General features: G+C 63.9%; 23 protein-coding genes. 14 read left to right on the forward strand and 9 right to left on the reverse strand.

All coding sequences use genetic code 11. The annotated features are described in order from the left end of the window. The first annotated feature begins 223 nt into the window (after positions 1-223). Complete coding sequence (locus tag GWG65_RS06675; RefSeq protein WP_275194611.1) at positions 224-1,030, forward strand: rhomboid family intramembrane serine protease; 807 nt, start codon at positions 224-226, stop codon at positions 1,028-1,030. 188 nt (positions 1,031-1,218) lie between these two features. Further along, positions 1,219-1,647 carry a CBS domain-containing protein gene (locus GWG65_RS06680; RefSeq protein ID WP_275194612.1) on the forward strand — a complete coding sequence of 143 codons (429 nt, stop codon included), beginning with the start codon at positions 1,219-1,221 and terminating at the stop codon, positions 1,645-1,647. A gap of 3 nt (positions 1,648-1,650) precedes the next feature. Here the strand turns inward: GWG65_RS06680 and GWG65_RS06685 are convergent, their stop codons facing one another. Next, positions 1,651-2,682 (reverse strand): patatin-like phospholipase family protein, encoded by a 1,032-nt coding sequence (locus tag GWG65_RS06685; RefSeq protein ID WP_275194613.1) that lies wholly within the window; start codon positions 2,680-2,682, stop codon positions 1,651-1,653. 234 nt (positions 2,683-2,916) lie between these two features. On the opposite strand from GWG65_RS06685, the gene GWG65_RS06690 reads away from it, so the two are divergent. Further along, a complete protein-coding gene (locus GWG65_RS06690; RefSeq protein ID WP_275194614.1) occupies positions 2,917-4,017 on the forward strand; it encodes a hypothetical protein in 1,101 nt (366 codons plus the stop codon). A gap of 422 nt (positions 4,018-4,439) precedes the next feature. Then, on the forward strand, positions 4,440-4,634 hold the full coding sequence (locus GWG65_RS06695; RefSeq protein WP_275194780.1) for a hypothetical protein: 195 nt from the start codon (positions 4,440-4,442) through the stop codon (positions 4,632-4,634). Positions 4,635-4,657: 23 nt separating this feature from the next. Here the strand turns inward: GWG65_RS06695 and GWG65_RS06700 are convergent, their stop codons facing one another. Continuing rightward, positions 4,658-5,650: a zinc-dependent alcohol dehydrogenase family protein gene (locus tag GWG65_RS06700; RefSeq protein ID WP_275194615.1), complete on the reverse strand. Its 993-nt coding sequence runs from the start codon at positions 5,648-5,650 to the stop codon at positions 4,658-4,660. A 105-nt stretch (positions 5,651-5,755) separates the two neighbouring features. Here GWG65_RS06700 and GWG65_RS06705 point away from each other — a divergent pair, with 105 nt between their 5' ends. Beyond that, positions 5,756-6,607 (forward strand): LysR family transcriptional regulator, encoded by an 852-nt coding sequence (locus GWG65_RS06705; RefSeq protein WP_275194616.1) that lies wholly within the window; start codon positions 5,756-5,758, stop codon positions 6,605-6,607. A 1,027-nt stretch (positions 6,608-7,634) separates the two neighbouring features. Next, positions 7,635-10,097, forward strand: coding sequence for an EAL domain-containing protein (locus tag GWG65_RS06710; RefSeq protein ID WP_275194617.1), 2,463 nt, complete (start codon positions 7,635-7,637; stop codon positions 10,095-10,097). Here GWG65_RS06710 and GWG65_RS06715 read toward each other — a convergent pair. The 3 genes from GWG65_RS06715 to thrS form a co-directional block, all read right to left on the reverse strand. Further along, positions 10,083-11,351 carry a serine hydrolase domain-containing protein gene (locus GWG65_RS06715; RefSeq protein WP_275194618.1) on the reverse strand — a complete coding sequence of 423 codons (1,269 nt, stop codon included), beginning with the start codon at positions 11,349-11,351 and terminating at the stop codon, positions 10,083-10,085. The two genes, GWG65_RS06710 and GWG65_RS06715, sit on opposite strands and share 15 nt — an antisense overlap. A 63-nt stretch (positions 11,352-11,414) precedes the next feature. Beyond that, the gene (locus tag GWG65_RS06720) at positions 11,415-11,978 is read right to left on the reverse strand and encodes a nitroreductase (protein ID WP_275194619.1); all 564 of its coding nucleotides are present in this window, start codon (positions 11,976-11,978) and stop codon (positions 11,415-11,417) included. Positions 11,979-12,071: 93 nt separating this feature from the next. Beyond that, positions 12,072-14,114, reverse strand: coding sequence for a threonine--tRNA ligase (gene thrS / locus GWG65_RS06725; RefSeq protein WP_275194620.1), 2,043 nt, complete (start codon positions 14,112-14,114; stop codon positions 12,072-12,074). A 186-nt stretch (positions 14,115-14,300) separates the two neighbouring features. On the opposite strand from thrS, the gene GWG65_RS06730 reads away from it, so the two are divergent. Together GWG65_RS06730 and GWG65_RS06735 are read left to right on the forward strand one after the other, a co-directional pair. Continuing rightward, positions 14,301-15,476 carry an MFS transporter gene (locus tag GWG65_RS06730; protein ID WP_275194621.1) on the forward strand — a complete coding sequence of 392 codons (1,176 nt, stop codon included), beginning with the start codon at positions 14,301-14,303 and terminating at the stop codon, positions 15,474-15,476. 91 nt (positions 15,477-15,567) lie between these two features. Then, a complete protein-coding gene (locus GWG65_RS06735) occupies positions 15,568-15,960 on the forward strand; it encodes a hypothetical protein (protein ID WP_275194622.1) in 393 nt (130 codons plus the stop codon). A 41-nt stretch (positions 15,961-16,001) separates the two neighbouring features. Here GWG65_RS06735 and GWG65_RS06740 read toward each other — a convergent pair whose 3' ends face one another. After that, positions 16,002-17,333 (reverse strand): alpha/beta hydrolase, encoded by a 1,332-nt coding sequence (locus tag GWG65_RS06740; protein WP_275194623.1) that lies wholly within the window; start codon positions 17,331-17,333, stop codon positions 16,002-16,004. Between the two features lie 315 nt (positions 17,334-17,648). On the opposite strand from GWG65_RS06740, the gene GWG65_RS06745 reads away from it, so the two are divergent. Both GWG65_RS06745 and GWG65_RS06750 read left to right on the forward strand, forming a co-directional pair. Further along, positions 17,649-19,016 (forward strand): amino acid permease, encoded by a 1,368-nt coding sequence (locus tag GWG65_RS06745; RefSeq protein WP_275194624.1) that lies wholly within the window; start codon positions 17,649-17,651, stop codon positions 19,014-19,016. A 14-nt stretch (positions 19,017-19,030) separates the two neighbouring features. Then, positions 19,031-20,233: a hypothetical protein gene (locus tag GWG65_RS06750; RefSeq protein WP_275194625.1), complete on the forward strand. Its 1,203-nt coding sequence runs from the start codon at positions 19,031-19,033 to the stop codon at positions 20,231-20,233. 21 nt (positions 20,234-20,254) lie between these two features. Here GWG65_RS06750 and GWG65_RS06755 read toward each other — a convergent pair whose 3' ends face one another. Next, positions 20,255-20,818, reverse strand: a complete 564-nt coding sequence (locus GWG65_RS06755) for a cupin domain-containing protein (protein ID WP_275194626.1) — start codon at positions 20,816-20,818, stop codon at positions 20,255-20,257. A gap of 367 nt (positions 20,819-21,185) precedes the next feature. Here GWG65_RS06755 and GWG65_RS06760 point away from each other — a divergent pair, with 367 nt between their 5' ends. Genes GWG65_RS06760 through GWG65_RS06770 form a run of 3 tightly spaced genes read left to right on the forward strand, consistent with a single transcriptional unit; the run spans position 21,186 to position 24,029 of the window. Next, a complete protein-coding gene (locus GWG65_RS06760; protein ID WP_275194627.1) occupies positions 21,186-22,499 on the forward strand; it encodes an MFS transporter in 1,314 nt (437 codons plus the stop codon). A gap of 55 nt (positions 22,500-22,554) precedes the next feature. Then, positions 22,555-23,076, forward strand: a complete 522-nt coding sequence (locus GWG65_RS06765) for an MOSC domain-containing protein (RefSeq protein ID WP_275194628.1) — start codon at positions 22,555-22,557, stop codon at positions 23,074-23,076. Continuing rightward, a complete protein-coding gene (locus GWG65_RS06770; protein ID WP_275194629.1) occupies positions 23,073-24,029 on the forward strand; it encodes a PDR/VanB family oxidoreductase in 957 nt (318 codons plus the stop codon). Before GWG65_RS06765 ends, GWG65_RS06770 begins: the two co-directional genes overlap by 4 nt. A gap of 9 nt (positions 24,030-24,038) precedes the next feature. Here GWG65_RS06770 and GWG65_RS06775 read toward each other — a convergent pair whose 3' ends face one another. Both GWG65_RS06775 and yidD read right to left on the reverse strand, forming a co-directional pair. Beyond that, on the reverse strand, positions 24,039-24,251 hold the full coding sequence (locus tag GWG65_RS06775; protein ID WP_275194630.1) for a hypothetical protein: 213 nt from the start codon (positions 24,249-24,251) through the stop codon (positions 24,039-24,041). Between the two features lie 74 nt (positions 24,252-24,325). Beyond that, positions 24,326-24,664 (reverse strand): membrane protein insertion efficiency factor YidD, encoded by a 339-nt coding sequence (yidD, locus tag GWG65_RS06780; protein WP_275194631.1) that lies wholly within the window; start codon positions 24,662-24,664, stop codon positions 24,326-24,328. A gap of 218 nt (positions 24,665-24,882) precedes the next feature. Here yidD and GWG65_RS06785 point away from each other — a divergent pair, with 218 nt between their 5' ends. Next, complete coding sequence (locus GWG65_RS06785) at positions 24,883-25,809, forward strand: hypothetical protein (RefSeq protein WP_275194781.1); 927 nt, start codon at positions 24,883-24,885, stop codon at positions 25,807-25,809.

A 25,809-nucleotide genomic window follows, 5' to 3' on the forward strand; every position in this document is an offset into this window, starting at 1 on the left:
TCGGCAAGGCCTGTACACAGGCGTCAAACAGTTTGGTCACCGGCCGCGGGGAGGGGTGGGGATACTCATTACCTCTGGTGCCGGAAAGGCCGACACGGATAGGCAGGGCTTTCCCAGGGTCCTGCCTTTTCCTTTTGTCTTTTCCTTTGTGCACTTGCACCGGGTGGGTAAAGGCGACTATCTCCAAGCTTGCCGCACCGATCGCGCCCGAAAGCGAAGCCCGTTGGATTCCCCGCCAAATTCCCCGCCGGATGGACCGGCCGTCATCGAGGAAGCTCCGCGCGAGCCGATCCTGACGCTGCCGGCGGCGCTGACCGCCTATATTATCCTCCTGGCGGCGATCCATCTGCGGGTGCTGTTGCCGCCGGACATCGAGAACTGGACCATTGACGTCTTCGGCTTCATCCCGAAGCGCTACGATTCCTCGCTGCTCAATCTTGATATCCCCGGCGGGAGCGGCGCCAAGGTCTGGACCTTCGTCACCTATTCGCTGCTGCACGCCAATCTCACCCATCTCGGTTTCAACGTGCTGTGGCTGTTGCCGTTCGGCAGCGCGCTGGCACGGCGCTTCGGCACTGTCAGGTTCTTCCTCTTTCTCGCGGTGACGGCCGCGGCCGGCGCGCTCGCCCATCTGCTCACCCATGAGCACGCTGTGGCGCCGATGATCGGCGCCTCGGCCTCGGTGTCGGGCGCGATGGCGGCGGCGATCCGCTTCGCCTTCGTGCGCGGCAGCTTCCTGTCATTCAGTCGTGCGGACGCCGATACCGCCGCGAAGGTTCCGGCGCTGCCATTGTCGCGTGCGTTGCGCGAGGGCCGGGTGGTCGCGTTCCTCGCGGTGTGGTTCGGCGTCAACATCGTCTTCGGCATCGGCGCCCTAGGGATCGACACCGAAGGGGCGAGCGTGGCCTGGCAGGCGCATATCGGCGGCTTCTTCGCCGGGCTGTTGCTGTTCGCGCTGTTCGATCCCGTGCCGCGCGTACGAGGCGATGCTGCGGATGCGTCATCACGGGACATTTCAACCCGTATCTGAAGCGGTGCTTGCGGCGCGGCCCGATTTCATCCATCATTCCTGTGAAGAATGTTTGAGGCGACAAGCCGCTAGCGGCGATGCTTCGACAAGCGCCTGAAGCGCGAAGCCGGCGCCATAACTGTTAGTTGAAGACTCGAAGAACAAGTCCGGACCGCGAACAGCGGACGGTCCGATTCAGGGAGGCGACAATGACGGTACGTTCGATTCTCGACACCAAGGGCCACCAGATCGTGAGCGTAGAGCCCGGCACCAAGCTTGCGGCCGTGGTCAAACTGCTTGGCGAGAAGAAGATCGGCGCGGTGCTGGTGATGAACCAGAGCCGGCTGGAAGGCATCCTGTCGGAGCGCGACATCGTGCGCGTGATCGGCGAGCGCGGCGCCGGCGCGCTGGAGGAGCCCGTGAGCCAGGTCATGACCCGCAAGGTCGTGACCTGCAAGGAGACTGACACGGTCGCCGAACTCATGGAGATAATGACGACAGGCAAGTTCCGCCATCTACCGGTGACCGACAACGGCAACGTGGTCGGCCTCATCTCGATCGGCGACATCGTCAAGCGCCGCGTCCAGGAATACGAGGCCGAGCAGGAAGCGCTGCGCGACTACATCAAGACGGCCTGATCCTCACTCGGTCGCTTTCGGCGCAGCACCCTCGGGGGGCGGCGCCAGCACGTGGATTGCTTCCTGGATTGAGTCCAGCGCGCGCTCGGCGGCGCGGGTGCCCAGCGCGATGAGGTCATCGGCGCGATGGAAGTCGAACCAGCCGAACTGGCCGACCCGCGGCGTGATCAGCATGTCCGGCGGATCGCCGGCGAGGCGCGCACGGGTGATGCGGTCCTGCATGATGTTAAAGGCGTCCACCATCACCGAGGAGAGGCCGGGACGGCTGCCGCCGCCGCCGAAGAACTCGCGCTTCACGGTCTTTTCCGCCGAGAAGAATCTCGGAAAGCGCCGTTTGGCCGTTGTCTCTTCGGCCACAGGAACGGCCGGCCCGGGCGCCGCGCCGTGCGAATAGACCGTCGTGGAATAGGTGAAGATGTCGCTGGAAAGATTTGCAGCGATGACGATTTCGGCGCCGAGCGCGCGCGCAGCCGAGACCGGCACCGGATTCACCAGCGCGCCGTCCACGAGCCAGCGGTCGCCGATCAGGATAGGGGAAAAGATGCCGGGCAGGGCATAGGAGGCGCGCATGGCGTCGACCACGCGGCCGCGCGTCAGCCAGATCTCGTGGCCGGTGCGGACCTCGGTCGCCACCGCGGCGAATTTCACCGGAAGATCCTCGATCAGGGTCTGGCCGATCGACTCCTGGAGCCGGGTCGCGAGCTTCTCGCCGCCGATCAGGCCGGAGCCGTTGAGGCGGATGTCGAGATAGCCGAGGATGTTGCGCACGCCTTGCAGGCTGCGACCCCAGTCTTCCAGCGTATCGAGCTGGCCGGCCGCATAGGCGCCGCCGACCACGGCGCCGATCGAGGTGCCGACCACGACATCGGGCACGATGCCGTTGGCGAGCAGGGTCCTCACGATCCCGATATGGGCAAAGCCGCGCGCCGCGCCGCCGCCGAGCGCGAGGCCAATGACCGGCCGGCGGATGCTGCCAAGGCCGACTTTCTCGCCGTTGGACCCGTTTGCGCGCCGGCCCTTCAATATGTCTAGCACCGAAACTCTCCTACGCCGGGCCAACCCCGATCATCAGGCAACCGGACTTGCACTCCGCCAGAACCAGGGCGAAGCATGGTTTATGCCGCTTTGGAAAGGGCACGGGGCAGGAGTATGGCGATGGGCGGTTGCCTGAATGCTAATCGCGCAGGCGTCAATCAGGTTCCAAATGTCCGTATTTCCTGGGATTGCTGAGGCTTGAATTTGCCGCGTTTTCAGTGAAAAGCAGGTGACATGACTCTCGGGGGTGACGGCATCATCGGATGGCGGCGCGGCGCATTGCTGCTGCCTGCGCTGATCCTTGCTGCGTGCCTCCTTACCCTCGGCCAGTTTACCTTCGGTCAAGGTGCTGCGCAGGCGCAGCTTTTCTCCGATCGCCCGCCGCCGGTGCCGCCGAATTCGGTGCCCGACCCCGGTGGCGCCGTCAGCCTGGCCCCGCCCTCCGGGCCGGGCGCTGCGCCCCCGAGCCTGCCGCCAACCCTGATGCAGCCGGCTACGCCCAGCATGCCGCTGCCCGCGGTCACGACCGTACCGTCGGCCCCGCCGCTCAACGCGGCCGTGCCGGGACAGGGCGTGCTGTCGCTGACTGCGAAATACGGCAAGGACTCAGCCCCGATCACCAGCGGCCTGGTCTGGCGGGTGTTTGCCGATCGCCCCGACGAGAACGGCACCTTCAAGCTGATCCGCGAAGACCGCAACGCCACGCCTAACATCGTACTGCCGCCCGGCAATTACGTCGTGCACGTCGCCTTCGGCCTCGTCAGCGCGGTGCGCACCGTCAGCCTGAAGGCCGAGACCGACCGCGAGTCCTTCGTTCTGCCGGCCGGTGGATTACGCATCGAGGGCCGCGTCGGCACCAGCCGCATTCCGCTGAACCAGATCTCGTTCGCGATCTACAAGGGCAGCCAGTTCGAGTCCGGCGAGCGTGCCTCGCTGGTCCCGAACGTCGCTGCGGGCGACGTCGTGCTGCTGCCGGAGGGGACCTATTACATCATCTCCAATTATGGCGATCCGGCTAGCCTGGCGAACTCGGTGGTGCGTTCGGACATCCGTGTCCAGGCCGGCAAGCTTACCGACGTTATCGTGACCCACCGCGCCGCCGTGATCACGCTCAAGCTGGTCAGCGACAGAGGCGGCGAGGCGCTCGCCAACACCGCCTGGTCGGTGCTGACCCCGGGCGGCGACGTCATCAAGGAATCGATCGGCGCCTTCCCGCGCGTCGTGCTCGCCGAAGGCGAATACCGCGCCATCGCCAAGAACGAGGGCAAGGTCTATGAGCGCGGCTTCAACGTCGTCAACGGCGTCGACGGCGAAGTCGAAGTCGTCGCGCGGTAGGACCGGTGCGGCGACGCACTCTTGCCTCTCTCCGCCGGTTCGGTTCTCACCAACTCCGCTGAAATTTCCGCACCATCGTACCGCGCTTCTTATCGAGCGAACAAAAAACAGCCAGATGCTGATCAATCTGCTCGTATCGTATCTCGCATTATCCAACTCGACGGCCGATCGGACGTCCGGTGAGCATTCGCTTACCGGATGGTCCTCGTCGGTGTTCTGCTCTGAATACGCATGTCAGCGCTACCAAGCCGTGTCTGTCCCGTAAGGCTTGGGGAAACACCGGCGCTGCGGCGAAAATCCGATAATCAATCTTATTCTCTTTCTCTCCTGCTGCGTTATATGTCGGGCATCCGTCCAAGGGGGCCGGAGTGCAGACCATTGACGTCTGCGCCGGCAATGAGCAGGGGGCCCAGCCCGTCGGCATGTTCGAAGTGGTCCTAACGAGACGCAAGCGGTTTGGCTGGCGATGGCAGGTGTGTAACCAGTCCGGCAAGGTATTTGCGGACGGGTTCGAACGCACGCGCCCATCCGCCAAGTATCAGGGCGAGCGCGCGCTGTTCTTTCTGCTGTCACAGGCCCCCTTGCACAAGCGCTCCGCCGCCTCGAGCGAGGACTAGCGGCGCCTGATCGGGCAGCGACCTCATATTTCGACGACCAACTTGCCCTTGGCCGCGTGATCGCGGATCAGCGCATAGGCATCGCCTACGCTCTCAAACGTGAAGTGCCTGGGATCGAGCAGGGGCACGAGCTTGCCGGCCTCGATCAGGCGCGTGGCCTCGGTCATGATCCCCCCGTGATGCGCGCGACCTTCGACTGAGAGCAGCGGCAGCAACGTGAACACACCGGAATAGCTGGCGGCGCGGAACGAGAGTGGCGCAAGCGCATGCGTGCCCCAACCGAGCGCGCTCACCACATGGCCGAAGCGGCGCACGGCTTCGAACGAGGCATCGAGCACCTTGCCGCCGACGGTGTCGTAGACGATGTCAAAACCCCGGCCGCCCGTGTGCTCTGCAACGTAAGTCGCGATGGCGGTATTGCGGTCGATGAAGGTCGCGCCGAAACCTTCGATGACTACGCGCTGCGATGCCGAGCCGGTTGCGAACACCTGCGCTCCGAATGCGCGCGCGATCTGCATGGCGACATGGCCAACACCGCCCGCGCCGCCATGGATCAACACCCTTTGGCCAGCCTTCAGCGCGGCGCGGTCGATCAGACCTTCCCACGCCGTAATGAAAATGAGGGGCAGGGCGGCCGCCTCGCGCATGCTGAGGTTGGCAGGCTTCAACGCCAAAAGGTCGGTGTCGACGGCGGCGAATTCGGCCAGCGATCCCTGCACGCCGCCGACGCCACCGGTCATGCCATAGACCTCGTCGCCGAGCCGGAATCGCGTCACCGCGCGCCCGGTCTGTTCGACCACGCCGGCGAGATCTAACCCGAGGATCGCCGGCAGCGGGTGGTGTGCATGCGCAGCCGCGCCGGCGTGGATCTTGGTGTCGAGCGGATTGACCCCGCTCGCGCGCACGCGCACCAGCACCTCGCGTGGGCCGATCTCGGGCGTGGAGATGGTTGAGACGCGCAGCGGTGCGTTGTGAGTTTCCAGGATCGCTGCGCACATGGTCGACTGTCTCGTCATGATCGTCTTGCTCCGTTGTCCACTCCAATATGGCCCTAACTTTTTTGTATGAGAAGAAACGGAGATGTATGGTGATCATACAATTTTGTATGATTGGATTTTCCGATGGACTGGAGCGATCTGCGCATCTTCCTGGCGATCGCGCGTGAAGGCACGCTCGGCGCTGCTGCGCGAAAAATCGGTCAGACCCAGCCGACCATGGGCCGGCGGCTTCGCACGCTCGAAACCGCGCTCGGACAGACGCTGTTCCAGCGCACCGCGGACGGCTTCGTCCTGACTGACGAGGGCACCGCCGTGCTGCGGCATGCGGAGCGGATCGAGGAAGAGGCGATCGCGCTGGAGCGGCACGCGTCCGGCGTCGAGACACACCTCGACGGCCTGCTCCGCCTGTCGTCGTCGGACTGGTTCGGGACGGTGATGCTGTCGCCAGTGATCGCCGCGTTCGGCAAGCGCCATCCCAAGGTGACCGTCGAGCTTTTGACCGATGCGCGGCTCTACAGCCTGCCGCGCCGCGAGGCCGATCTTGTGTTCCGCATCAAGCCGTTCGACGAGCCCGAGGTGATCTCCAGAAAGCTGCTCCATATTCCCTACGCGCTCTATGGCAAGAAGGGCAGCAAGCCGCCGCGCGCCGGCGATGGCCGTGGCATCCGTGTCGTGACCATGAATGCCGAATTCGCCGAGATGCCCGATGCCCTCTGGCTGAAGCGTACGCTGCCGAACGCAGAGATTGCCTCGCGCAGCAACAACCGGCAGGCGCAGGCTGAGCTCTGCGCTTACGGTGGCGGATTGGCCGTGCTGCCGCGCCCGCTTGGCGACCGCGACCGCCGCCTGGTCGCGCTCGACATCGGCGCGGCGCCGCCCGGCCGCGATACCTTCGTCGGCTATCACCGCGATCTGCGGCGCCTCGCTCGTCTCCGCGCGCTGCTCGATCTCGTGATCGAGCGGCTGACGGGATGACCTCATCTACGACCCCTGCGCTCCTCGTCGGGCAAAATATCCCAGAGCTGGGTCAATTCGCAGATATCAAAATATTTCACTTTACCGAAATTCGGAAACGGCGTATGCGTTGCCGCAACCCGGCCCGAGGAAGAGGGGCGTATCGCGATCGTCACGACACGCGGGCCGGACGGCGGTGGACGCAGGCCACATCGGTGCGAACGGCTTCGCAGGGCGGGAAACCGTGAGCGGCGGCGTCGCGCACACGACCGGTGCGACTTGCGTACGGCAAAATCGTGTGGTCCTGGCGCCCGGGGTCTGTGCGTCAAGTCTTGCGGTGATGTGGCGGCCCGACCGGGCCCGCGCATCGGTCATCTGCATGGCGACGGGGGCAATAGTGCATCGCTCCCCGGGGAGAGCGCGACATAAGCCGTAAAACCACTGCGCAGGGAAGGCCGGGATGTCTTGGCTTCACCTGTATGCCGCTGTGCAGATTTCCTACTGCAACTTCGCACAGTGGACCGCGGGTGCCAGCCGGCGCCCGGTCTTCCCTGCGCCCTCTTTCATTCGAGGGTGAGGCGACCAAGCAAAGCTCGGGCGAAACACGCCGCGAGGACGCGAGGGTGTGTCTGCGATTTGAAATGCAAATTGAAAGAGCGGCGCTGTCACCCGCACTCCGTCATTGCGAGCGCAGCGAAGCAATCCAGAAATGTATCCGCGGAAGGATTCTGGATTGCTTCGCTGCGCTCGCAATGACGAGTCTGTTGATGCAGCGCGCGCATTATCTCCGCAACGTCGTCCCGGCCTAGTGCGCCGCGCACGGGGGCCGGGACCCATAGCCACCAGCGGACGTGGTTACGGAGACTAGGAGTTACTTTTTCACGCAACAGGCCCGCCGAACAAAACCGTCATAGTCTCTAACGCCCGCTAACTATCGTCCGACTTAAAACTGTCATAATCGCCGAATGGACCCCGCAGCCGCACCTCTTTTACAAGCCATTAAGCAGGCCTGCATTGGATGCGGCGGGAAAGTGCGTTGGGGACTGCCATGAGTGCCGCGAAGAAAGCGCCGGGAAAACCGGCCACCGAAATGTTCGACGATATCCCGGTGCTTCAGCGCAAATGGCGTGCCGCGTTGAAGCCGGGCGAGCAACTGCCGCGCTACGAGGACGTGATGCTCGGCAGCCTTGGCCGGCTCGCCGACCACATCGCGTTGCTCAAGGTTGACGGCGCGCTCGAACTGTCGCGCAGCGGACGTTACGTGCAGAAGTGGCTCGGCGAGGAACGCTGGGACATTCCGGTTGCTGAGCTGTCGCCCGATTGCGCCACGGCGCTGTCGGAAGTCGTGGCGAACGCGCTGAAGAATGGACGGCCGCATCATGCAAGTGCGCATTGCGTGCGCGACGGCATGGTCAGGACCTACGATCTGCTGGCGCTGCCGACCGCCTCGCGCTGGGGCGCCACGTTGATCGGCGCCTACGTCAACGAGCGCGGCGCGCAATATAACCTCCTCGACGCGATCTTCTCCTCGACTGACGACGCAGTCCTCTCGCTGGCGACGCTGCGCGACGCCGACGGCACGGCATTCGATCTTCAAGTCGTGCACCACAACAAGAGCGCCGCACTGCTGCTGAAGGCCGCAGGCGCGGGGCTGTTGTGGCGCCGGATCGGCGAGGGGGACAATTTGCTCGCCTCACCCGAGATCATGAAATTCCTGCTCAAGGCCGTTGCCGGCGGCCGCGGCGAACAGCTCGAGATCGAGCGCGACGGCCGCCATCTCCGGCTGAGCGCCACCGCCTTCGCCGACGTGGTCTCGCTGACGATCTCGGACGTCACCGCGCTGAAGCGCCGCGACGCCTCGTTTCGCCTGCTGTTCGACAACAACCCGATGCCGATGTGGGTGTTCGACGCACAGACCAAGGAATTCCTTAGCGTCAACGACGCCGCGGTCCAGCACTACGGCTACAGCCGCGCCACCTTCCTGCGTATGACGCTGCACGAAATCTGGCCGCAGGACGAATGGGACAGCCACGCTGAGGCGCTCGAACGCATCGGCGATACCTATCATTCCTCGCGCAACTGGCGGCATCTGCGCGCCGATGGCAGCGAGATCGAGGTGCTCACCTTCGGCCGCCGCGTCGCCTTCGACGATCGCGACGGCTATCTGGTCGCGGTGGTCGACATCACCGAGCGGCGCAAGGCCGAGGTGAGGATCGCCCACATGGCGCATCATGACGGGCTTACCGACCTGCCGAACCGCGAATATTTCCAGGAATGCCTGAAGCAGGCGCTCGAGCAGGCCGGAGGAAAGCGTGTCGGAGTGCTCTATATCGACCTCGACCTGTTCAAGAACATCAACGATTCCTTCGGGCATCCGGCGGGCGACCGATTGCTGAAGGAGGTTGCCGAACGCCTGACCACCGCCGTCCGCGGCGCCAGTCTCGCGGCACGTCTCGGTGGCGACGAGTTCGCGGTGATTCTCGCGGCCGACGTTTCGCCGAACGAGGCCAGCGCTTGTGCGACCTTGCTGATCGACATGCTGAAGGCGCCTTATGACCTCGATGGCCAGGAAATGGTGATCGGTGCCAGCATCGGCATTGCGCTGTCGCCGGGCGACGGCACGACGTCGGAAGAATTGATGCGCAACGCCGACATGGCGTTGTACCGGGCGAAGTCGGACGGCGGCGGCGTGCACCATTTCTTCGAACGGGAGATGGACCTCCAGGCGCAGAGGCGGCGCGACATGGAGCTCGATCTGCGCCGGGCCTTTGCCAATGGCGAGTTCGAGCTGCACTATCAGCCGCTGGTGTCGATCGCATCCGACCGCATTTCCGGGTTCGAATCGCTGCTGCGCTGGTGCCATCCCGACAAGGGCATGATCTCGCCGGCGGAATTCATTCCGGTCGCCGAGGACATCGGCCTGATCTCCCAGCTTGGCGAGTGGGTGTTGCGCGAGGCCTGCGCCGAGGCGATGAAATGGCCCGTCGACGTCAAGGTCGCGGTCAATCTGTCACCGGCACAGTTCCGCAGCCGCAACCTTGTTCAGGTCGTGATCTCGGCGCTGGCGCAGTCCGGCCTGTCACCCAGACGGCTCGAGCTCGAGATCACCGAGTCGATCTTCCTGGCCGAGACTGATGCCAATCTTGCGATACTGCACCAGCTGCGCGAGCTCGGCGTCAGCATCTCCATGGATGATTTCGGCACCGGCTATTCCAGCCTCAGCTATCTCAGAAGCTTTCCCTTCGACAAGATCAAGATCGATCGCTCCTTCGTTAAGGATCTCGCCCAGCGGCCCGATTGCGTCGCGATCGTGCGCGCGATCTCGGGGCTCGGTCGCAGCCTCAACATCACCACGACTGCGGAGGGCGTCGAGACCGAGGATCAGCTCGATTGGCTGCGCGCCGAGGGCTGCAACGAAGTCCAGGGCTTTCTGTTCAGCGCGGCACGGCCTGCCGCCGAGATCGCAAAACTGCTCGCCGATTTCGGCCAGCGCGCCTCACGGGCGGCGTAGCTCGGGCGGGTAGCAGTCATAGACCAGCGCCTTGAAGGCGGGCGTGATCCGTCCGCGCTCGCTCTGGGTCTGCTGCATCAGCACGTAGACCATGTCGAGCTTGGGATCGACGCCGAAATAGGTGCCGCTGCCGCTGTCCCATTTCAACTCGCCGAGCGAGCCCGGCGGCGGCGGTTTTGCATTGCCGGGATCGGTGCGCACCGCAAGGCCGTAGCCATAGCCGAAGCCGTCGCCTGGAAAATAGAAATAGTCGCGTCCTACGCCGGAGCCGGGGCCGATGTGATCGGTCGTCATCGCCTTGAAGGCAGCGGGGCTCAAATAGCGCTTGCCCTCGAACTCGCCGCCGTTGAGCAGCATCTGCGCGAAGCGCTGATAGTCGGTGATGGTCGAGAGCAGTCCGCCGCCGCCGGACTGCCACTCGGGATGGTCAAGGCGCTCGCGCTCGGCGGCGAGCAGGATGAAATCGTTCGGCAGCGGCCGCGCCATCCGCGCAAGCTCGTCCTCCATCGCCAGCGCGAACCTGGTGCTGCTCATGCCGAGCGGATCGAAGATGCGCTGCTTGAGGAATTCGTACAGGGTCTGCCCGGAGATGATCTCGATGATGCTGCCGAGCACGTCGGTGGAATGGCCGTAGCGCCACAGCGAGCCAGGCTGCCGCGCCAGCGGCAGCTTCGCGATTCGGTCGGCAAACTCCCGGTTGTTGAATTGCCCCTCGAAGATGTTGGCGGCCGTGTAGGCCTGCTCGACCCATTTGCCGCCGATATAGTCGTAGCTGATGCCCGACGTATGCCGCAGCAGATCCTCTATGTTGACGGGACGGACCGGCGGCACGAGATCGAGCGTCAGCGTGCCGTCGGGATTGGTGACCTCGAGGCCCACCTTGGTGTCGGCAAAGAGCGGGATATATTTCGACACGGGATCTGCGAGCGCAAGCTTGCCCTTGTCGATCAGCATCATCGTGCCAAGGCACGTGATCGGCTTGGTCATCGAGTGGATGGCGAAGATCGTGTCCGGCGTCATGGCAAGGCCGGTCCTGGTGTCGCGCACGCCGAACGTCTTCAGGTAGACCGGTTTGCCGTGCTGCTGGACCAGGATCACGGCGCCCGGCAGGCGGCCGCTCGTCACCTCGTTGTCAAAGAACGCCGTGATGCGATCGAGCCCCTCGGCCGTAGGCGCAGGGACGTCGGCGGCGCGGCCTCGCGCCATCGTGCCGGCCAGCAGCGCAGCCCCGACCAGAAATTCACGCCGCAACATCCTGGCTTCCTTCCTGGTCGGGATCAAAGCCGAAAGACGTTCGAGGCGTCAACAAGACATCGATTAAAATCGCGTTACGATTTCCGAAAGGAACGGTCGCGGACGGTCTTCACTCGGCTTGGTCGGCGTGCCGATATGGACGAAGCCGGCCAGCTTCTCATCCGGCTTAAGGCCGAGGCCATCCAGCACGTCGCGATCGAACGCGAACCAGCCGGTCAGCCAGCAGGCGCCATAGCCGAGCGCGGTCGCTGCCGTGACGATGTTCATGACGCTGGCGCCCGCCGACAATTCCTGCTCCCACGCCGGCACCTTCGGATGCGGCTTGGTGAAGCTGACCACGCCGATCACCAGCGGCGCGTCGGTGAGGCGTCTGCGTTCAGTCTCGACGTCGGCCGCGGGCGCGCCCGGATTCTTCCGGGCAAACACCTTCGCAATCACTTCGCCGGCGCGCTGGCGGGCATCGCCCTCGAAGATGATAAAGCGCCAGGGCGTCAGCTTGCCGTGGTCGGGCACGCGCGCGCCGATGGTCAGAATTGTCTCGAGCTCGGCCGGGGAGGGACCTGGCGCAGTCATCTCGCGTGGCTTGACCGAGCGACGGGTCTTCAGGAGTTCGATGGCGTCGGGCATTGCGGTTTCCTCCTCGGCTGGTCGTCGGGCGTGCAGTCCTCACATAGGAACGCACGCCCGCAACCGAAAGCGGATTTAGATCGATTTAAGGGATCAGGCCGCGCCCCGCGCCCGCACGACATCCGGCGCCGTCGCCTCCTCGACCAGCGCGGCGATTGCTTCGGCCGTCGGCATCACTTTCTGCCCGTCGCTGCCGAGGCGTCGGACGGAGACCGAATGCGTCTCGGCTTCCTTCTTGCCGACCACGAGCAGCGCCGGAATCTTGGCCAGCGAGTGCTCGCGGACCTTGTAGTTGATCTTTTCGTTGCGCAGGTCGATCTCGACCCGAAGTCCGGCACGCCGGGCTTGCTCCATGACCTGCTTGGCGTATTCGTCGCCTTCCGAGGTGATGGTCGTGACCACCGCCTGCACCGGTGAGAGCCAGAGCGGGAAGTTGCCGGCATAGTGCTCGATCAGGATGCCGATATAGCGCTCCATCGAGCCGCAGATCGCGCGATGCACCATCACCGGCGGCTTCTTGCCGCCATCATGATCGATGTAGAACGCGCCGAACCGCTCCGGCAGGTTGAAGTCGACCTGCGTGGTGCCGCATTGCCAGTCGCGTCCGATGGCGTCGCGCAGCACATATTCGAACTTCGGTCCGTAAAAGGCGCCTTCGCCCGGATTGATCTCGGTCTTGATGTGATTGTTCTGCGACTGGATCTCGCGCAGCACTGTCGCCATCACGCGCTCGGCGTGATCCCACATCGCGTCCGTGCCGACGCGCTTGTCGGGCCGGGTCGAGAGTTTGACGGTGAGATCGCCGGTGAAGCCGAAATCCGCGTAGGTCGACAGGATCAGATCGTTGATCTTGAGGCATTCCTCGGCGAGCTGATCCTCGGTGCAGAAGATGTGCGCATCGTCCTGGGTGAAGCCGCGAACGCGCATCAGGCCGTGCATGGCGCCCGAGGGTTCGTAGCGATGCACCACGCCGAACTCGGCGAGCCGCAGTGGCAGGTCGCGGTAGCTCTTCAGGCCGTGCTTGAAGATCTGGACGTGGCCCGGGCAGTTCATCGGCTTGAGCGCGAACCAGCGCTTGTCCTCAGCCTCGTCGCCGGCCGACTGTGCCGCGAACATGTTTTCGCGATACCAGCCCCAATGGCCCGAGGTCTCCCACAAGGCCTTGTCGAGGATCTGCGGTGCGTTGACCTCGCTGTAATCGCCGGTCAGGCGCCGGCGCATATAGGCGATCAGCTGCTGGAAGATGGTCCAGCCTTTTGGATGCCAGAACACCACGCCCGGACCTTCCTCCTGGAAGTGGAAGAGGTCGAGCTCGCGCCCGAGCTTGCGATGGTCGCGCTTTTCGGCTTCCTCGATCTGCTTCAAATAAGCGTCGAGGTCCTCCTGCTTGGCGAAGGCGGTGCCGTAGATGCGGGTCAGCATCGGGTTATTGCTGTCACCGCGCCAGTAAGCGCCTGCGACCTTCATCAGCTTGAAGGCGCCTCCGACCTTGCCGGTCGAGGTCATGTGCGGGCCGCGACACAGGTCGAACCAATCGCCCTGGTAATAGATCTTGATCGGCTCGTTGCCGGGAATCGCGTCGACCAGCTCGACTTTGAACGCCTCGCCCTTGTCGCGGAACACCTGTTTTGTCTTTTCGCGATCCCAAACCTCTTTCGTGAAAGGCTTGTCGCGCGCGATGAGCTCGCGCATCTTCTTCTCGATCGCGGCAAAATCTTCCGGGGTAAACGGCTCGTTGCGGAAGAAGTCGTAATAGAAGCCGTTCTCGATCACCGGACCGATCGTGACCTGGGTGCCCGGCCACAGCGTTTGCACGGCTTCCGCAAGCACGTGCGCGCAGTCGTGGCGGATCAATTCCAGCGCGCGCGGATCGTCGCGGTTGACCAGCTCTAGCTTCGCATCGGCCTCGATCGGATCGTTGAGGTCGGCGAGCTCGCCGTCGAGCGCCATGGCCACCGTGCGCTTGGCCAGCGACGGCGAGATGCCCTTGGCAATCTCAAGGCCGGTGATGCTCTTGGCGTATTCGCGCCGGGCGCCGTCGGGGAAGGTGAGGGTGATCTTTTCGGGCGGGGTCACGGGCCTTAGATTGCTGAGGCTGTACTGGAAGCCGGACTCGGATTTGGGCTGGTCGGTCATTGCTTTTCTCCTGAGGCTCACTCCTGCGAACGAGCGCAGGTAAGCGGGAACGAGCGATATATCAGGCGATTCGGCCTGCGCAATCCGGCAATTCGAAGAAAGTGGCGCGCAAAAGCCGTGACAGTGCACCAACTATTCCGGGCCCCACCCTTTAACTGGTTGCAGGCCTGCTCTACATGCATCCGCATGGAAAATGCCCCGGCCCCCGGCCGTCTCGTGCCAACCGCCCTGATGCTCGGAAATTTCGTCACGGGCTGTTCGGTGCTGGCGCCAGCGGGGATGTTGCCGGAATTGTCGGCGGGGCTCGGGATCAGTATCCACGCGGCCGGGCTGCTGATCACGTTCGGCGCCATCACGCTGTGCATCGGATCGCCGCTGACGGCCTGGCTGACCAGCCGGATCGAACGGAGGACCTTGCTCACGGCGACGCTCGCAGTACTCGCCTTTGGCAACCTCGCCTCGGCGTTCGCGCCCGACTATTCCAGTCTTCTCATTATCCGTCTGGTGATGCTCGCAGTCGGCGCACTCTATACGCCGCAGGCTGCCGGCACGGCGGCGCTGATCGTGCGGGCAGAGCGGTGCGGCAGCACGATCGCCTATATCTTTCTCGGCTGGTCGCTCGCTGCCGCCGTGGGTCTTCCGCTGATCACCTTCATTGCCAGCCGCTATGGCTGGCGTGCGGCCTATGGCGAGATTGGCGCACTCGGCTGCGTCAGCTTCCTGTTGTTGCTGTTGCGCTTGCCCGGCGGATTGAAGGGTGTGCCAGTGGATTTGAAGACCTGGGTGGAGGTCGGCCGCAGCAGGACGATTCTGCTGCTGCTTGCGATTACGATGATGCAAATGTCCGGGCAGTTCGTGGTGTTCACCTTCATGGGCCCGCTGCTCAAGAAGCTGACCGGGGCGAGCCCGGATGCGATCGGGATGGTGTTCGGCATCTATGGCGTCTGCGGCTTCCTCGGCGTCGTCATCGCAACCCGCATCGTCGACACCTGGGGGCCTTATCGGACCTCGCTGCTGTTCACGTGCCTGCTGCTTGCGGGGATCACGGGATGGGCGCTCGGCGCCGGCACCCTCGTGTTGATGGCGATGGCGGTCGCGATCTGGGGACTGGGCTTTGCCTCGACCAACTCGATGCAACAGGTTCGACTGGTTGCGGCCGCGCCGCCGCTGGCATCGGCGACCGTCGCGCTCAACACGTCGGTTCTCTATATCGGCCAGGCTGTCGGCTCGGCCGTCGGCGGGCTGCTGTTTGCCCACGAGCTACTGTATTCGCTCGGGTTCGTGGCGGTCGGCTTCGTCGTCCTGGCGCTGATCCTGGTCCTGCTGACCCGGCCGCGGCCCGCTGTCGCCGTGCCGGCCTGAAGCCAGCGTTTTCCTGTGCGCAAGGCGCTTGGCAAACTGTGCGGGAGGGCGCTAGAAGGCGAGGCTCGGGGGACCAAAGAGGTTGACTGAAATGAGGATGATTCTGGCGGTTGCTGCGGTGCTCTACTCGGCCTCTGCGTTCGCACAAGCCGACAAGCCGCCGATGGTGGGGGACAAGCCGTTGGTGCAGGTCAAGCCCAAGGGCACCAAAGACAAAGGCACTAAGGAGGCGGCTGCTAAGCCCGCTGCGGCGCCGAAGGGCAAGCCGCAATCGATCGCGGCGCGGCTCCAGGCCTGTCTCGAGCTCGATGACGGCACCAAGGACCGCCTCAATTGCTACGACGCCGTGATTCCGCCGGCACCGAAGCCGAAGCCGGCGAAGGCCAAGGGCTATGCCGATTGCCGCTTCTTCAAGGAAGAGGACGAACGGCTGGCCTGCTTCAACGGCTTTGCCGAGAGCATTCCGAAGCTGCCCAAGAACTGAGGATAACGAGCGGCGGCTCGAGCCGGACGGTTCGTCGCCGATCAGCGGCTCGATGCTGATGGATTGGTGGATGCCACGCGGGTCAGTGCCAGCGCCGGCGTCGCCGACATCTTCACCAGCACGTCCTTGAGCGGGTCTTTCGTCCAGGCCCGGGTCACATAGTCGCGATGGGTGATGCCGTCGCCGGTTTCGACGAACACCACGCTCCCGGGACGCAGCGGCCCGTCCATGTCCTCGGAGACGCTGATGCCCTTCTGACGCAGCATGCTCATTAGCTCGCGGTCGCGACGCGCGGTGTAGTGGGTATAGGAGCTGACGAAGAAGCCGGAGCGGTGGCTCTCGATCCAGGAGGCGAACTTGTCCAGTTCGCCATAGACCGCGTCGAGCAGTACCACACCGCGGACGCGGTCGCTTATGCCGCCGACCTCGAGGCTCCAGGCGGTCGGCAGGAAGCCACCGCTATAGCCGACGATCACGATCGGCATGTTAGCGAAGGCACGCGCGCTGTTGGGATCGCCGGTGACGCGGGCGAGATGGTTGGCGGATTCCTCCATGAAGCGCTTGAAGCCGCCGGGTTGCCAGAACTTGCCGGCGCTGGAATCGGCGGCATCGACCGCCATTTGGGGCGCCAGCAGGATGGCATTGGCGCCGGAATCGGTAACCTGCTGCGGCACCAGCTGCCGGTCGCGCACGTCGCGCTCCAGCGTCGCGCCGTTACCGTGGAAGAACACCACGATCACGCCCGGCTTGCGCACGTCGAAATGCTCGGGCACGTGCACCAGCACGCGGCTGTCGTTGTAGGTCTCGTCCTGCCAGAACACACGTCCCGAATAGCTGCGGTGGCCGCGGCGGTCGCCCTTGGCGATATTGAGGAAGGGGGCCTCGGAGGCGGGGTTGTTGCCGAAATAGGGAAAGGCGGACGACTTCATGGTGACAAGCGTCGTCAGGTCTTCGCGCGATGGACGCTTGTAAGGGACCTGCGGTTCGAGCGAGGCCACCTTGTAGGGCGCCTGCTCCGGCTGCTGCTGTACCGCGCGCTTCGGCGAAAAGTCAGCCATCTGCCGTTGCAGGAAACTCTCGCTCGCCGAGGGGAAGCGCTCCCTGAACTGCGGGGCAGGGAAGCGGTCCTCGAACGTATCAGCACTCGCCAGTTGCGGATTGGTCTTGGCAACGGTCTGATTGACGATCTGGACGTTGGCCTGCGAGTTTGCGGCGAGCGCGGCCGGGTTGGGCGCCTTGCCGCATTGAACCAGCGTCAGCGACACCGGCACCAAGGCTGAGATCAGCACGATCCGGAGCGCACGACTGCGGCCAGCGGACGTCGTCCGATCGGCAGCAGTGTCAGCTCTCACGTTCGGAACGGCCCCGACCATCCACCCATGACCCCGAGTCCAGCGGCAATGTTTGAGGTAATTGAGCCGACTGGCGTTTAGGCGACGTTAAGTGTCCGGACAAACTTCCCCACATCCGGAACGCTCAAAGTGACCATGTAATCGTGTCGTGATTGTGGGGGCAAAGAACGGATTTTGCAGCATTGGCGTCGCTTTGTTGCCCAAGGACGCGCGCAGAAGGTGTCGCCATACCTATTTGGCTCGCCTCATTTAACCCTTGTTAACTCTGCTTGAATTGACTGGACCAATCTGCACGATGCTTCCCACGAGGCGAGAGGCCTGAGGTTGAGGACCCCGATGACGGCATCAGATGCGGGAACCGGGCCTTGGACTGGCCGGCTGACGGGGAGCGGGGCCGGGGTCTCGGTTCTGGTCGCGACCGCCATCGTTGTTGCCGACATGATCGGAGTCGGCGTCTTCACCAGCCTCGGCTTCCAGGTCAAGGACATCCCCTCGGGTTTCTCGATCCTGTTGCTGTGGACCATCGGCGGCATCGTCGCGCTGTGCGGCGTATTCTCCTACAGCGAACTCGGTGCGATGTTTCCGCGCTCGAGCGGCGAGTACAATTTCCTCGGCCGCGCCTATCATCCTGCCTTCGGCTTTCTTGCCGGTTGGGTCTCGGCGACGGTGGGCTTTGCGGCGCCGGTCGCGCTCGCCGCGATGGCCTTTGGCGAATATGCCAAGTCGGTCGTCCCCGATCTGCCGCCGATCCCGCTCGCCATCGCCGTGGTGTGGCTGGTATCGCTGGTGCAACTGACCGGCGTCAGGCATTCCTCGACCTTCCAGCTGATCTCGACCATTTTGAAGGTCGTGCTGATCATCGCCTTCCTGGTCGCCGGCTTCATCGTCGGCGTGCCGCAGCCGATCTCGTTTGCGCCGCAAGGCGGCGATCTTGCCCATATCGTCAGCGCGCCCTTTGCGATCGGGCTGGTCTTCGTCATGTACTCCTTCTCCGGCTGGAACGCCGCGACCTACATCATCGGCGAGATGAACATGCCGCAGCGGAACCTGCCGCGCGCGCTGCTCGCCGGCACGCTGATCGTGCTGGTTCTCTACGTCGCGCTCAATGCGGTCTTCCTTTACTCCACGCCTGTCGGCGCACTTGCCGGCCAGCTCGACGTCGCAAGCGTCGCCGGCAGCGCCATCTTCGGCAGCCTCGGCGGCAGGATCGTCGGCGCGATGATCTGCGTCGGTCTGATCTCCTCGATCAGCGCGATGATGTGGATCGGGCCGCGGGTGATGATGACGATGGGGGAGGACATTCCGGCGCTGCGTGTGTTCTCTCGGAGATCAGTGAGCGGCGCGCCGGCCTATGCCATCCTGTTCCAGCTCGCGGTCGCGAACCTGCTGCTGTTCACTCGCAGCTTCGAGGCGGTGCTCGACTTCATCCAGTTCGCGCTGCTGTTCTGCTCGTTCTTCACGGTCGCCGGCGTCATCAAGCTGCGCATCAGCGATCCCGACCTGCCGCGCCCTTATCGTGCCTGGGGATACCCGTTCACGCCTCTCGTTTTCCTGCTCGTGACCGCGTTCATGATGTACTACCTGTTGACCGAGCGGCCGGTGCAGTCGCTAGCGGGGATGCTCGTCATGCTCTCGGGCCTGTTGATTTATGCTGTTTTCCGCAGACGGCCGGCCGCCGCTGCCACTTCATCAAATCGCGAATAGATATGTTTCGATCCATGAGAATTGCGGCCGTCGCTTTTGCTCTGCTGGCTGCGGCCATCTCGTCCGCACGTGCAGCCGACGTGACCATCGACGATACCGCGCGCTTCCTCGCCGGCATGCAGCCTTCGGCGGACTCGCCGCTGGTGCCACTGACGAAGGATCCGGGCTGGCAGCGCCACGCAAAATTCTTCGACGGCGCCTTCGCCCAGCTCGAGCAGCGTCAGCTCTCGAAGATCCGCAACTGGGCCGACGTCAACCTGGCAGCGCCCAGGCCGACCATGTTCTACATGTTCAGCGGTCCGGATTTTCTATACGCCAACGCCTTCTACCCCAAGGCCAGCACCTATGTTCTCGGCGCGCTGGAGCCTGTCGGAGCGGTGCCCGACCTGACGCGGCTGCCGCGCGGTTCGGTCGGCGCCGCGCTCTACAATGTCGAGCGCTCGCTCGGCTCGATCCTGAGCTTTTCCTTCTTCATCACCAAGCAGATGAAGGTCGACCTGCACGCCAATCAGGTCAACGGCACCTTGCCGATCCTCTACGTCTTCCTGGCGCGCTCCGACAAGACCATCCGCAACGTCGAGATGATCGCACTCGACAACAAGGGCGGGATGCACATTGGCAACGACAATCCCGGACCGAACGCAACCCGCGGCGTTCGCATCACCTTCGCCGGTAGCGACGGCGAGGCGCGCACGCTGTATTATTTCTCGACCGATCTCTCCAATGCCGGCGCACGCGCCGCGGGCTTCCTGAAGTTCTGCGAGACGCTCGGGCCCGGCAACAGCCTGCTCAAGAGCGCGTCCTATCTTTTGCACTCCGGCAACTTCACTTTCGTTCGCGACTGGCTGCTCGCCAACAGCGCCACCATCGTCCAGGACGATTCCGGCATTCCGCTCGCCAACTACAATGCACGGCAGTGGCGGTTCTTCCCGTTCGGCCGCTATCTCGGGCCGATCGACGAATTCCCCGGCCGCTACCAGGAGCGCTACGCCGAACTGTTCACGCGCGCCCAGCCGATCGATTTCGGCGTCGGTTATCGCTGGCGGATGCATGAATCGAATTTGCTGCTGTCGGTGAAGGTGCCGGGGAGCGAGACCGCGCCGGGAGCGGAGACCACCTCATCCGCCGAACCGTCGCCAAAACCGCCTCGCCCGAAGCGGCCGCGTCGGCCCGAATCTGTTCCGCCGCAGTCTGGACGCTTCTTCTGGTTTCGATAGGCTATTTGCTGAAGTCCGCCCTCACGCCGCCGCGGTTTGCGCGACAACGACCAGGACCTCCGCTTTCTGGCGGCCGAGGCTCCTGACCTCGTGCGGTGTCTCGCCTGAAAAATACAGGCAGTCGCCCTTGCCAAGCACGAGCTCTTCGCCGTCGAGCTTGATCGCGATTCTGCCGTTGATGACGAAGAGCAGTTCCTCGCCTGCATGCGAGGCGCGCGTCGCCGATTTGTGCGGTGGGCTCAGCAGGAACGGCTCCATCATCTTGCGGGTGCGCCCCGTTGCCAGCGGGACCACGCCAAAAGTATCCTGGAACAGCGGCGCGTTGCCGCCTTCGCGGCGGAACAGGGTATAGCGCGGCGCGGGCTCGGCGTTGGGGTCGAAGAAATTCGCGACGTTTACCTCGAGGGCGGCGGCCATCCGCAGCAGGGCTGCGAGCGAGGGGATCTTCAGGTTGCGCTCGACCAGGGAAATGTAGCCGCGCGTGAGATCGCTCTGCCTGGCGAGTTGGTCCAGCGTAAGGCCCTTGGCGATCCGCGCTTGGCGGATGTTGGCCCCGACGGCTGCCGCCTTGCTGACGTCAAGCACGCATGTGTCTCCAGATCACGACCGAACTGCTGCAGCATCTTTTGCAACAGATATGCCCCGACCGCCAGCCCGGCGCTGAATACAGCTCGCGCAGGCCGGGGCTCGGCTGTATCCCAAGGGAAAACTCATGCGCAGAAATTTCAAGCATTCCCGCGGATATTCTGAGCAGACGCCCTGGTATTCTATGACTATTCGCCGATAAATAAGGCAATCCGCGCGTTCTGCCACTCTCGGCGGCAACTGCCGCGTTCCGCACCGTTGATTTCCAACAGTAAACATGATCGATTTTTACCGTTCGGGCTGCCGATGGGGCTCCACGAACAGAACAACTGCTTTTCCCAGGCGCCGGTACTTTTTGGAGAGATCGATGACCGTAGCAGACGACGTAGCCCTGAACGTAGCGCCGGACGAGACGGCGAACTTGCGACGCATCGTGTGGTCGAGCGTGATCGGCACCGCGGTCGAATGGTACGACTTCCTCATCTACGGCACCGCGACCGCGCTGGTGTTCAACAAGGTCTTCTTTGCCGCCGGCAATCCCACGCTCGCCACCATCGCGGCCTTCGGCACCTATGCGGTCGGCTTTCTGGCGCGGCCGCTCGGCGCTGCAATCTTCGGTCACTACGGCGACAAGGTCGGTCGCAAGGCGATGCTTGCGATCACGATCATGGTGATGGGCATCGGCACCTTCCTGATCGGCCTGCTTCCGACCTACCAGCAGATCGGCATCGCCGCGCCGCTGCTGCTGATCGGTTTGCGCTTCCTCCAGGGGATCGGCCTTGGCGGCGAATGGGGCGGTGCCGTGCTGATGGTGGTGGAGAACTGCCCGACACACCGCCGCGGCCTGCTCGGCAGCATGGTGCAGGTCGGCAACCCCATCGGCAATCTCGCCGCGATCGGCATGTTCGCGCTGGTGGCGAGCCTGCCGGAAGGCGAGTTCATGGCCTATGGCTGGCGTATTCCGTTCCTGGTCTCGATCCTGCTGGTCGGCGTCGGCCTCTACATCCGCCTCAACATGGAGGAGACGTCTGCCTTCCGCCAGGTTCAGGCGAAGAAGGACGTCGCGAAGCTGCCGGTGGTCGAGATCTTCAAGCATCATCGCAGGCCCTTTTTCACCGCTGTCGGATTGAAGATTTCCGAGATCGCGTATGCCAGCATCGGCGGCGTGTTCGTGATGTCCTACGCCACGGCCAATCTCGGCCTGTCACGCGCGGTGGTGCTGAACGGCGCCTTCGCGGCGTCGCTGGTCGCACTGATCGCCATTCCGCTGTTCGGCTGGCTGTCCGATCTCCTCGGCCGCAAGACGATGTTCTACGCTAGCTGCCTGTTCTCGGCGCTGTTTGCCTTCCCGCTGTTCTGGTTGCTCAATACCCGCGATCCCACCATCGTCATCTGCACCATCGTGGTCACGATCACCTTCGGACAGATGGTGATGTTCGGCATCGGCGCGCCCTGGTACTCCGAGCTGTTTTCCGCGCGGCTGCGCTACAGCGGCGCTTCGCTAGGGTTCCAGGTCGGTGCGGCGCTCAGCGGCGGGTTGACGCCGCTGATTGCGGCCTCTCTGATGGCCTGGAGCGGCGGCGCCACTTGGCCGGTCTCGCTGCTGCTGATCGCATGCGCCGCGATCACCGCGACCGCGACGACGTTCGCGCCTGAAATGGCGAACAAGGAACTGACCTGATCCCGCGGCGCGCCGCGTCTTGCGGCGCGCCATCGCTTCTCACAAGGATTCTGTCATGCTTGATAAGATCGACACCGGTTCGGCGCAGAGAACTGCACGCCTCGGCTGGACCGGCGTGGTGCGCTTCCTCCATCTCGCCCCACGGGCCTTCCTGCCGATGCGCGCGATGGAGCAGCTTACACTGGTCGCCGGCAAAGGCATCGAAGGCGACCGCTACATGATCGGCCGCGAGGAAGGATTTTACTCGCACAAGCCCGAGGAGGGCCGGCAGGTTACCCTGTTCGAACTCGAGACGTTGATTGCGCTGAAGCGCGACGCCGGGATCGAGCTTGGCCCCGAGGAGCATCGGCGCAACGTGACGGTTGAAGGCGTGCCGCTGAACCACCTGGTCGGACGCCGCTTCTGGCTTGGCGAGACCTTGTTGGAAGCGACCCGGTTGTCGATTCCATGCCGGCATATCGAGGAGATCACCGGCAAGGCGATCTTCGATCCGCTGATCAACCGTTCGGGCCTCAACTGCAGGATTTTGCGAGACGGCATCGTCAGGGTCGGCGACACCGTGCGGAGCGCGGCGTGAGGGTGCGTCCGATCACGACGATCAAGACGGTCGTCGCCGCCATCGAAGGGGCCGGTACAGGAATAAAGCTGTTCACGTTGGCCGACCCCGATCATTGGGAGCTGCCGCCGTTCAAGCCGGGCGCACACATCGATCTGCATTTGCCGAGCGGTCTCGTGCGGACCTATTCGCTATGCAACGAGCCTGCGGACAACGCGCGTTATGTCATCGCGGTGAAGCGCGAGGCGGAGGGGCGTGGCGGTTCGCGCGCGCTTCACGACGAGGTCGGGATTGGCAACGTCATCGGAGTCTCGCTGCCGCGCGGCGGACTGGAGCCCGGTGCCGGCATTGCGCGCCACGTGTTCATCGCAGGCGGCATCGGCGTGACGCCGTTTCTGTCGATGGCGCGGCACCTCGCACGAACCGGAGACGCCGACTTCACGCTGCATCTGGTCGTGCGCCAGGAGGCGCCGCTGGCGTCTTACCTCGCGCCGCTGATCGATGCAGGTCGCATCGTCGTGCATTACACGTCCCGGGGCGGACGTCCGGATCTTGCCTCCCTGGTCGGGGAAGGCGGATCGAAAACGCTGGTCGCCTGCTGCGGGCCGGAAAGCATGATCGATGATTTCGAGCGCGTGACCGCCACTTGGCCCGCAGCCAACGTTCATATCGAGCGTTTCGTCGCACCGCCACCGGTCATCGATCCCGACGCAAAGCCCTTCATGCTGTCACTGGCGCGCACGGGGACCGAAATCCAGGTTCGCGCCGGGCAGACCATGCTTGCGGCTTTGCAGGAGGGCGGCATCGACATATCGACGTCTTGCTGCGGCGGCATCTGTGGCGCTTGCAAGGTCGGCTGGCTTGAAGGAAAGCCGGTGCATCGCGACCGCATCCTGTCGCCGTATGAGCGCGAGCGCTATCTCATGGTCTGCGTCGCCGGATCAGAGGCGGATCGGCTGGTCCTGGACCTTTGACCTGCCGCACTACCAATGCACGCTTTGACTCGGCACGATGAACGCCGTGGTGCTCGGCGGCGTCGCAAGGCTCGTCGCCAGATACCAGCCAGAGCCAAGCACGAGCGCCAGCAGGGCGATAATGGCGAGCATGTCGATGGTTCTGGGGTCGTGACCCCTCGGACTGACCTTGGGATTTGGATTCAGTCTGAAGTGAAAATGAGGGCTGATTTTCCAGCGCATTGTTGTTTCCTCCCGTGGGAGCATCACATCAACGCGAGCAGGAAGTTCCGGTTCCCTCCAGCTATGCTGCGAGACTAGGACGCATTCACGCCGCGCCAGCGGCCGTAGCGCCAGGGCAGATACCAGCGCGCGCGTTGCGGAGCGGTGAGGGGCACGTTGTCTATGCCCGACGTGCCGAAGGGATTGCAGCGCAACAGGCGCGCGAGGGTCATCCAGCCGCCGGCCCAGAGTCCGAACCGTTCGATCGCTTCGTCGGCGTAGACTGAGCAGGTCGGCAGGTGTCGGCAATTGTAGCCGACCAGGGGCGACAGCGTGTGCCGGTACAGCCAGATCAGCGCGCGACCGAATCTGCGCGGAAGCCGGCGCGCACCCTCGACCGAATCGGAACAATGCTCGCAGGCTGAATGCTTCATGGGCGCTTTGCTGCGATCGTGGGCGACGTGTTGCGCGGTTCCGGCGCAGGGAACAGCAAGCTGTTGTTTGTGCGCCATATTTTGCATGCTTTTTGGGAGCAGTGCAGCAAGTACCTATGGACGATCTGTATTCCCCCGGATACCATTTTTGTGACACTCGTGGAAACATACGTCTGTATGATGGACTCATCGAGCGCGGAGCGGGGATAATCGCGCGAATGGGGCTTGGGGAAGGGACCAGTTTGACACTTCTGAAGTCGCTCAATCTTCGCGGCTGGTTGCTGGTAGGAACCGCCGTATGTGGAGTCGTGCTGGCTGGCGCCGTCGCGACATTCGGGTCGTCGGCCCGAGCCGGTGCTGCCCTCGAAGAGCGCAAGCTGCCGATGAAGTTCAGCTGGGTCGCCTGCGAACCGAATTGCCGCGGCTGGGTCAGCGCGGTCGGCATCATCACTGCTGATACGCCAAAGAATTTCGAGGAATTCGCCCGCAGTCGCCAACTGGGCGGTGCCACCGTCGTGCTCGACTCCAGCGGCGGTTCCGTCAACGACGCAATCACGCTCGGCCGGCGGTTCCGCAACCTCGGCCTTTTGACCACGGTCGGCATGAGCGTGCAGAATCGAGGCGGGCAGGGCGCCCGCCCGGCGGTCGCATCCGAAGCCTATTGTGAATCGATGTGCGTGTTCCTGCTGCTGGCCGGCAAGAAGCGCTACGTTCCGGAAGCCGCCCATGTGCGCGTCCACCAGATCTGGATGGGCGACCGCGCCGACGATGCCAAGGCGGCGAGTTACAGCGCGCAGGATCTGATGATCGTGGAGCGCGACATCGGCCGCTTGGCCAAATACACGTTCGACATGGGTGGCGCTGGCGATTTGCTGTCGCTCGCGCTCAACGTGCCGCCTTGGGAAGACCTGCATGAGCTGGACGCGGCGGAACTGAAGCTCACCAATCTCGTCACGACCGACCTGGTGGCCGACGTGCTGCCGGACGTGAACGTCTCGGCGCCTGCGATGGCCGAACTGGCGCCGAAGGCGCAGGACAGGGTCAGCGAGCAACCTGAGCACCCGCAGGCGTCCTCCAGCGCGACGAAGACGGCGGAAGCCCTGGTGCCGACCGGCACGGCGCCGGCTACGACATCGCAGAAATAG

It is taken from the genome of Bradyrhizobium sp. CSA207 (assembly GCF_029051685.1).
In the GTDB taxonomy this organism is placed as follows: domain Bacteria; phylum Pseudomonadota; class Alphaproteobacteria; order Rhizobiales; family Xanthobacteraceae; genus Bradyrhizobium.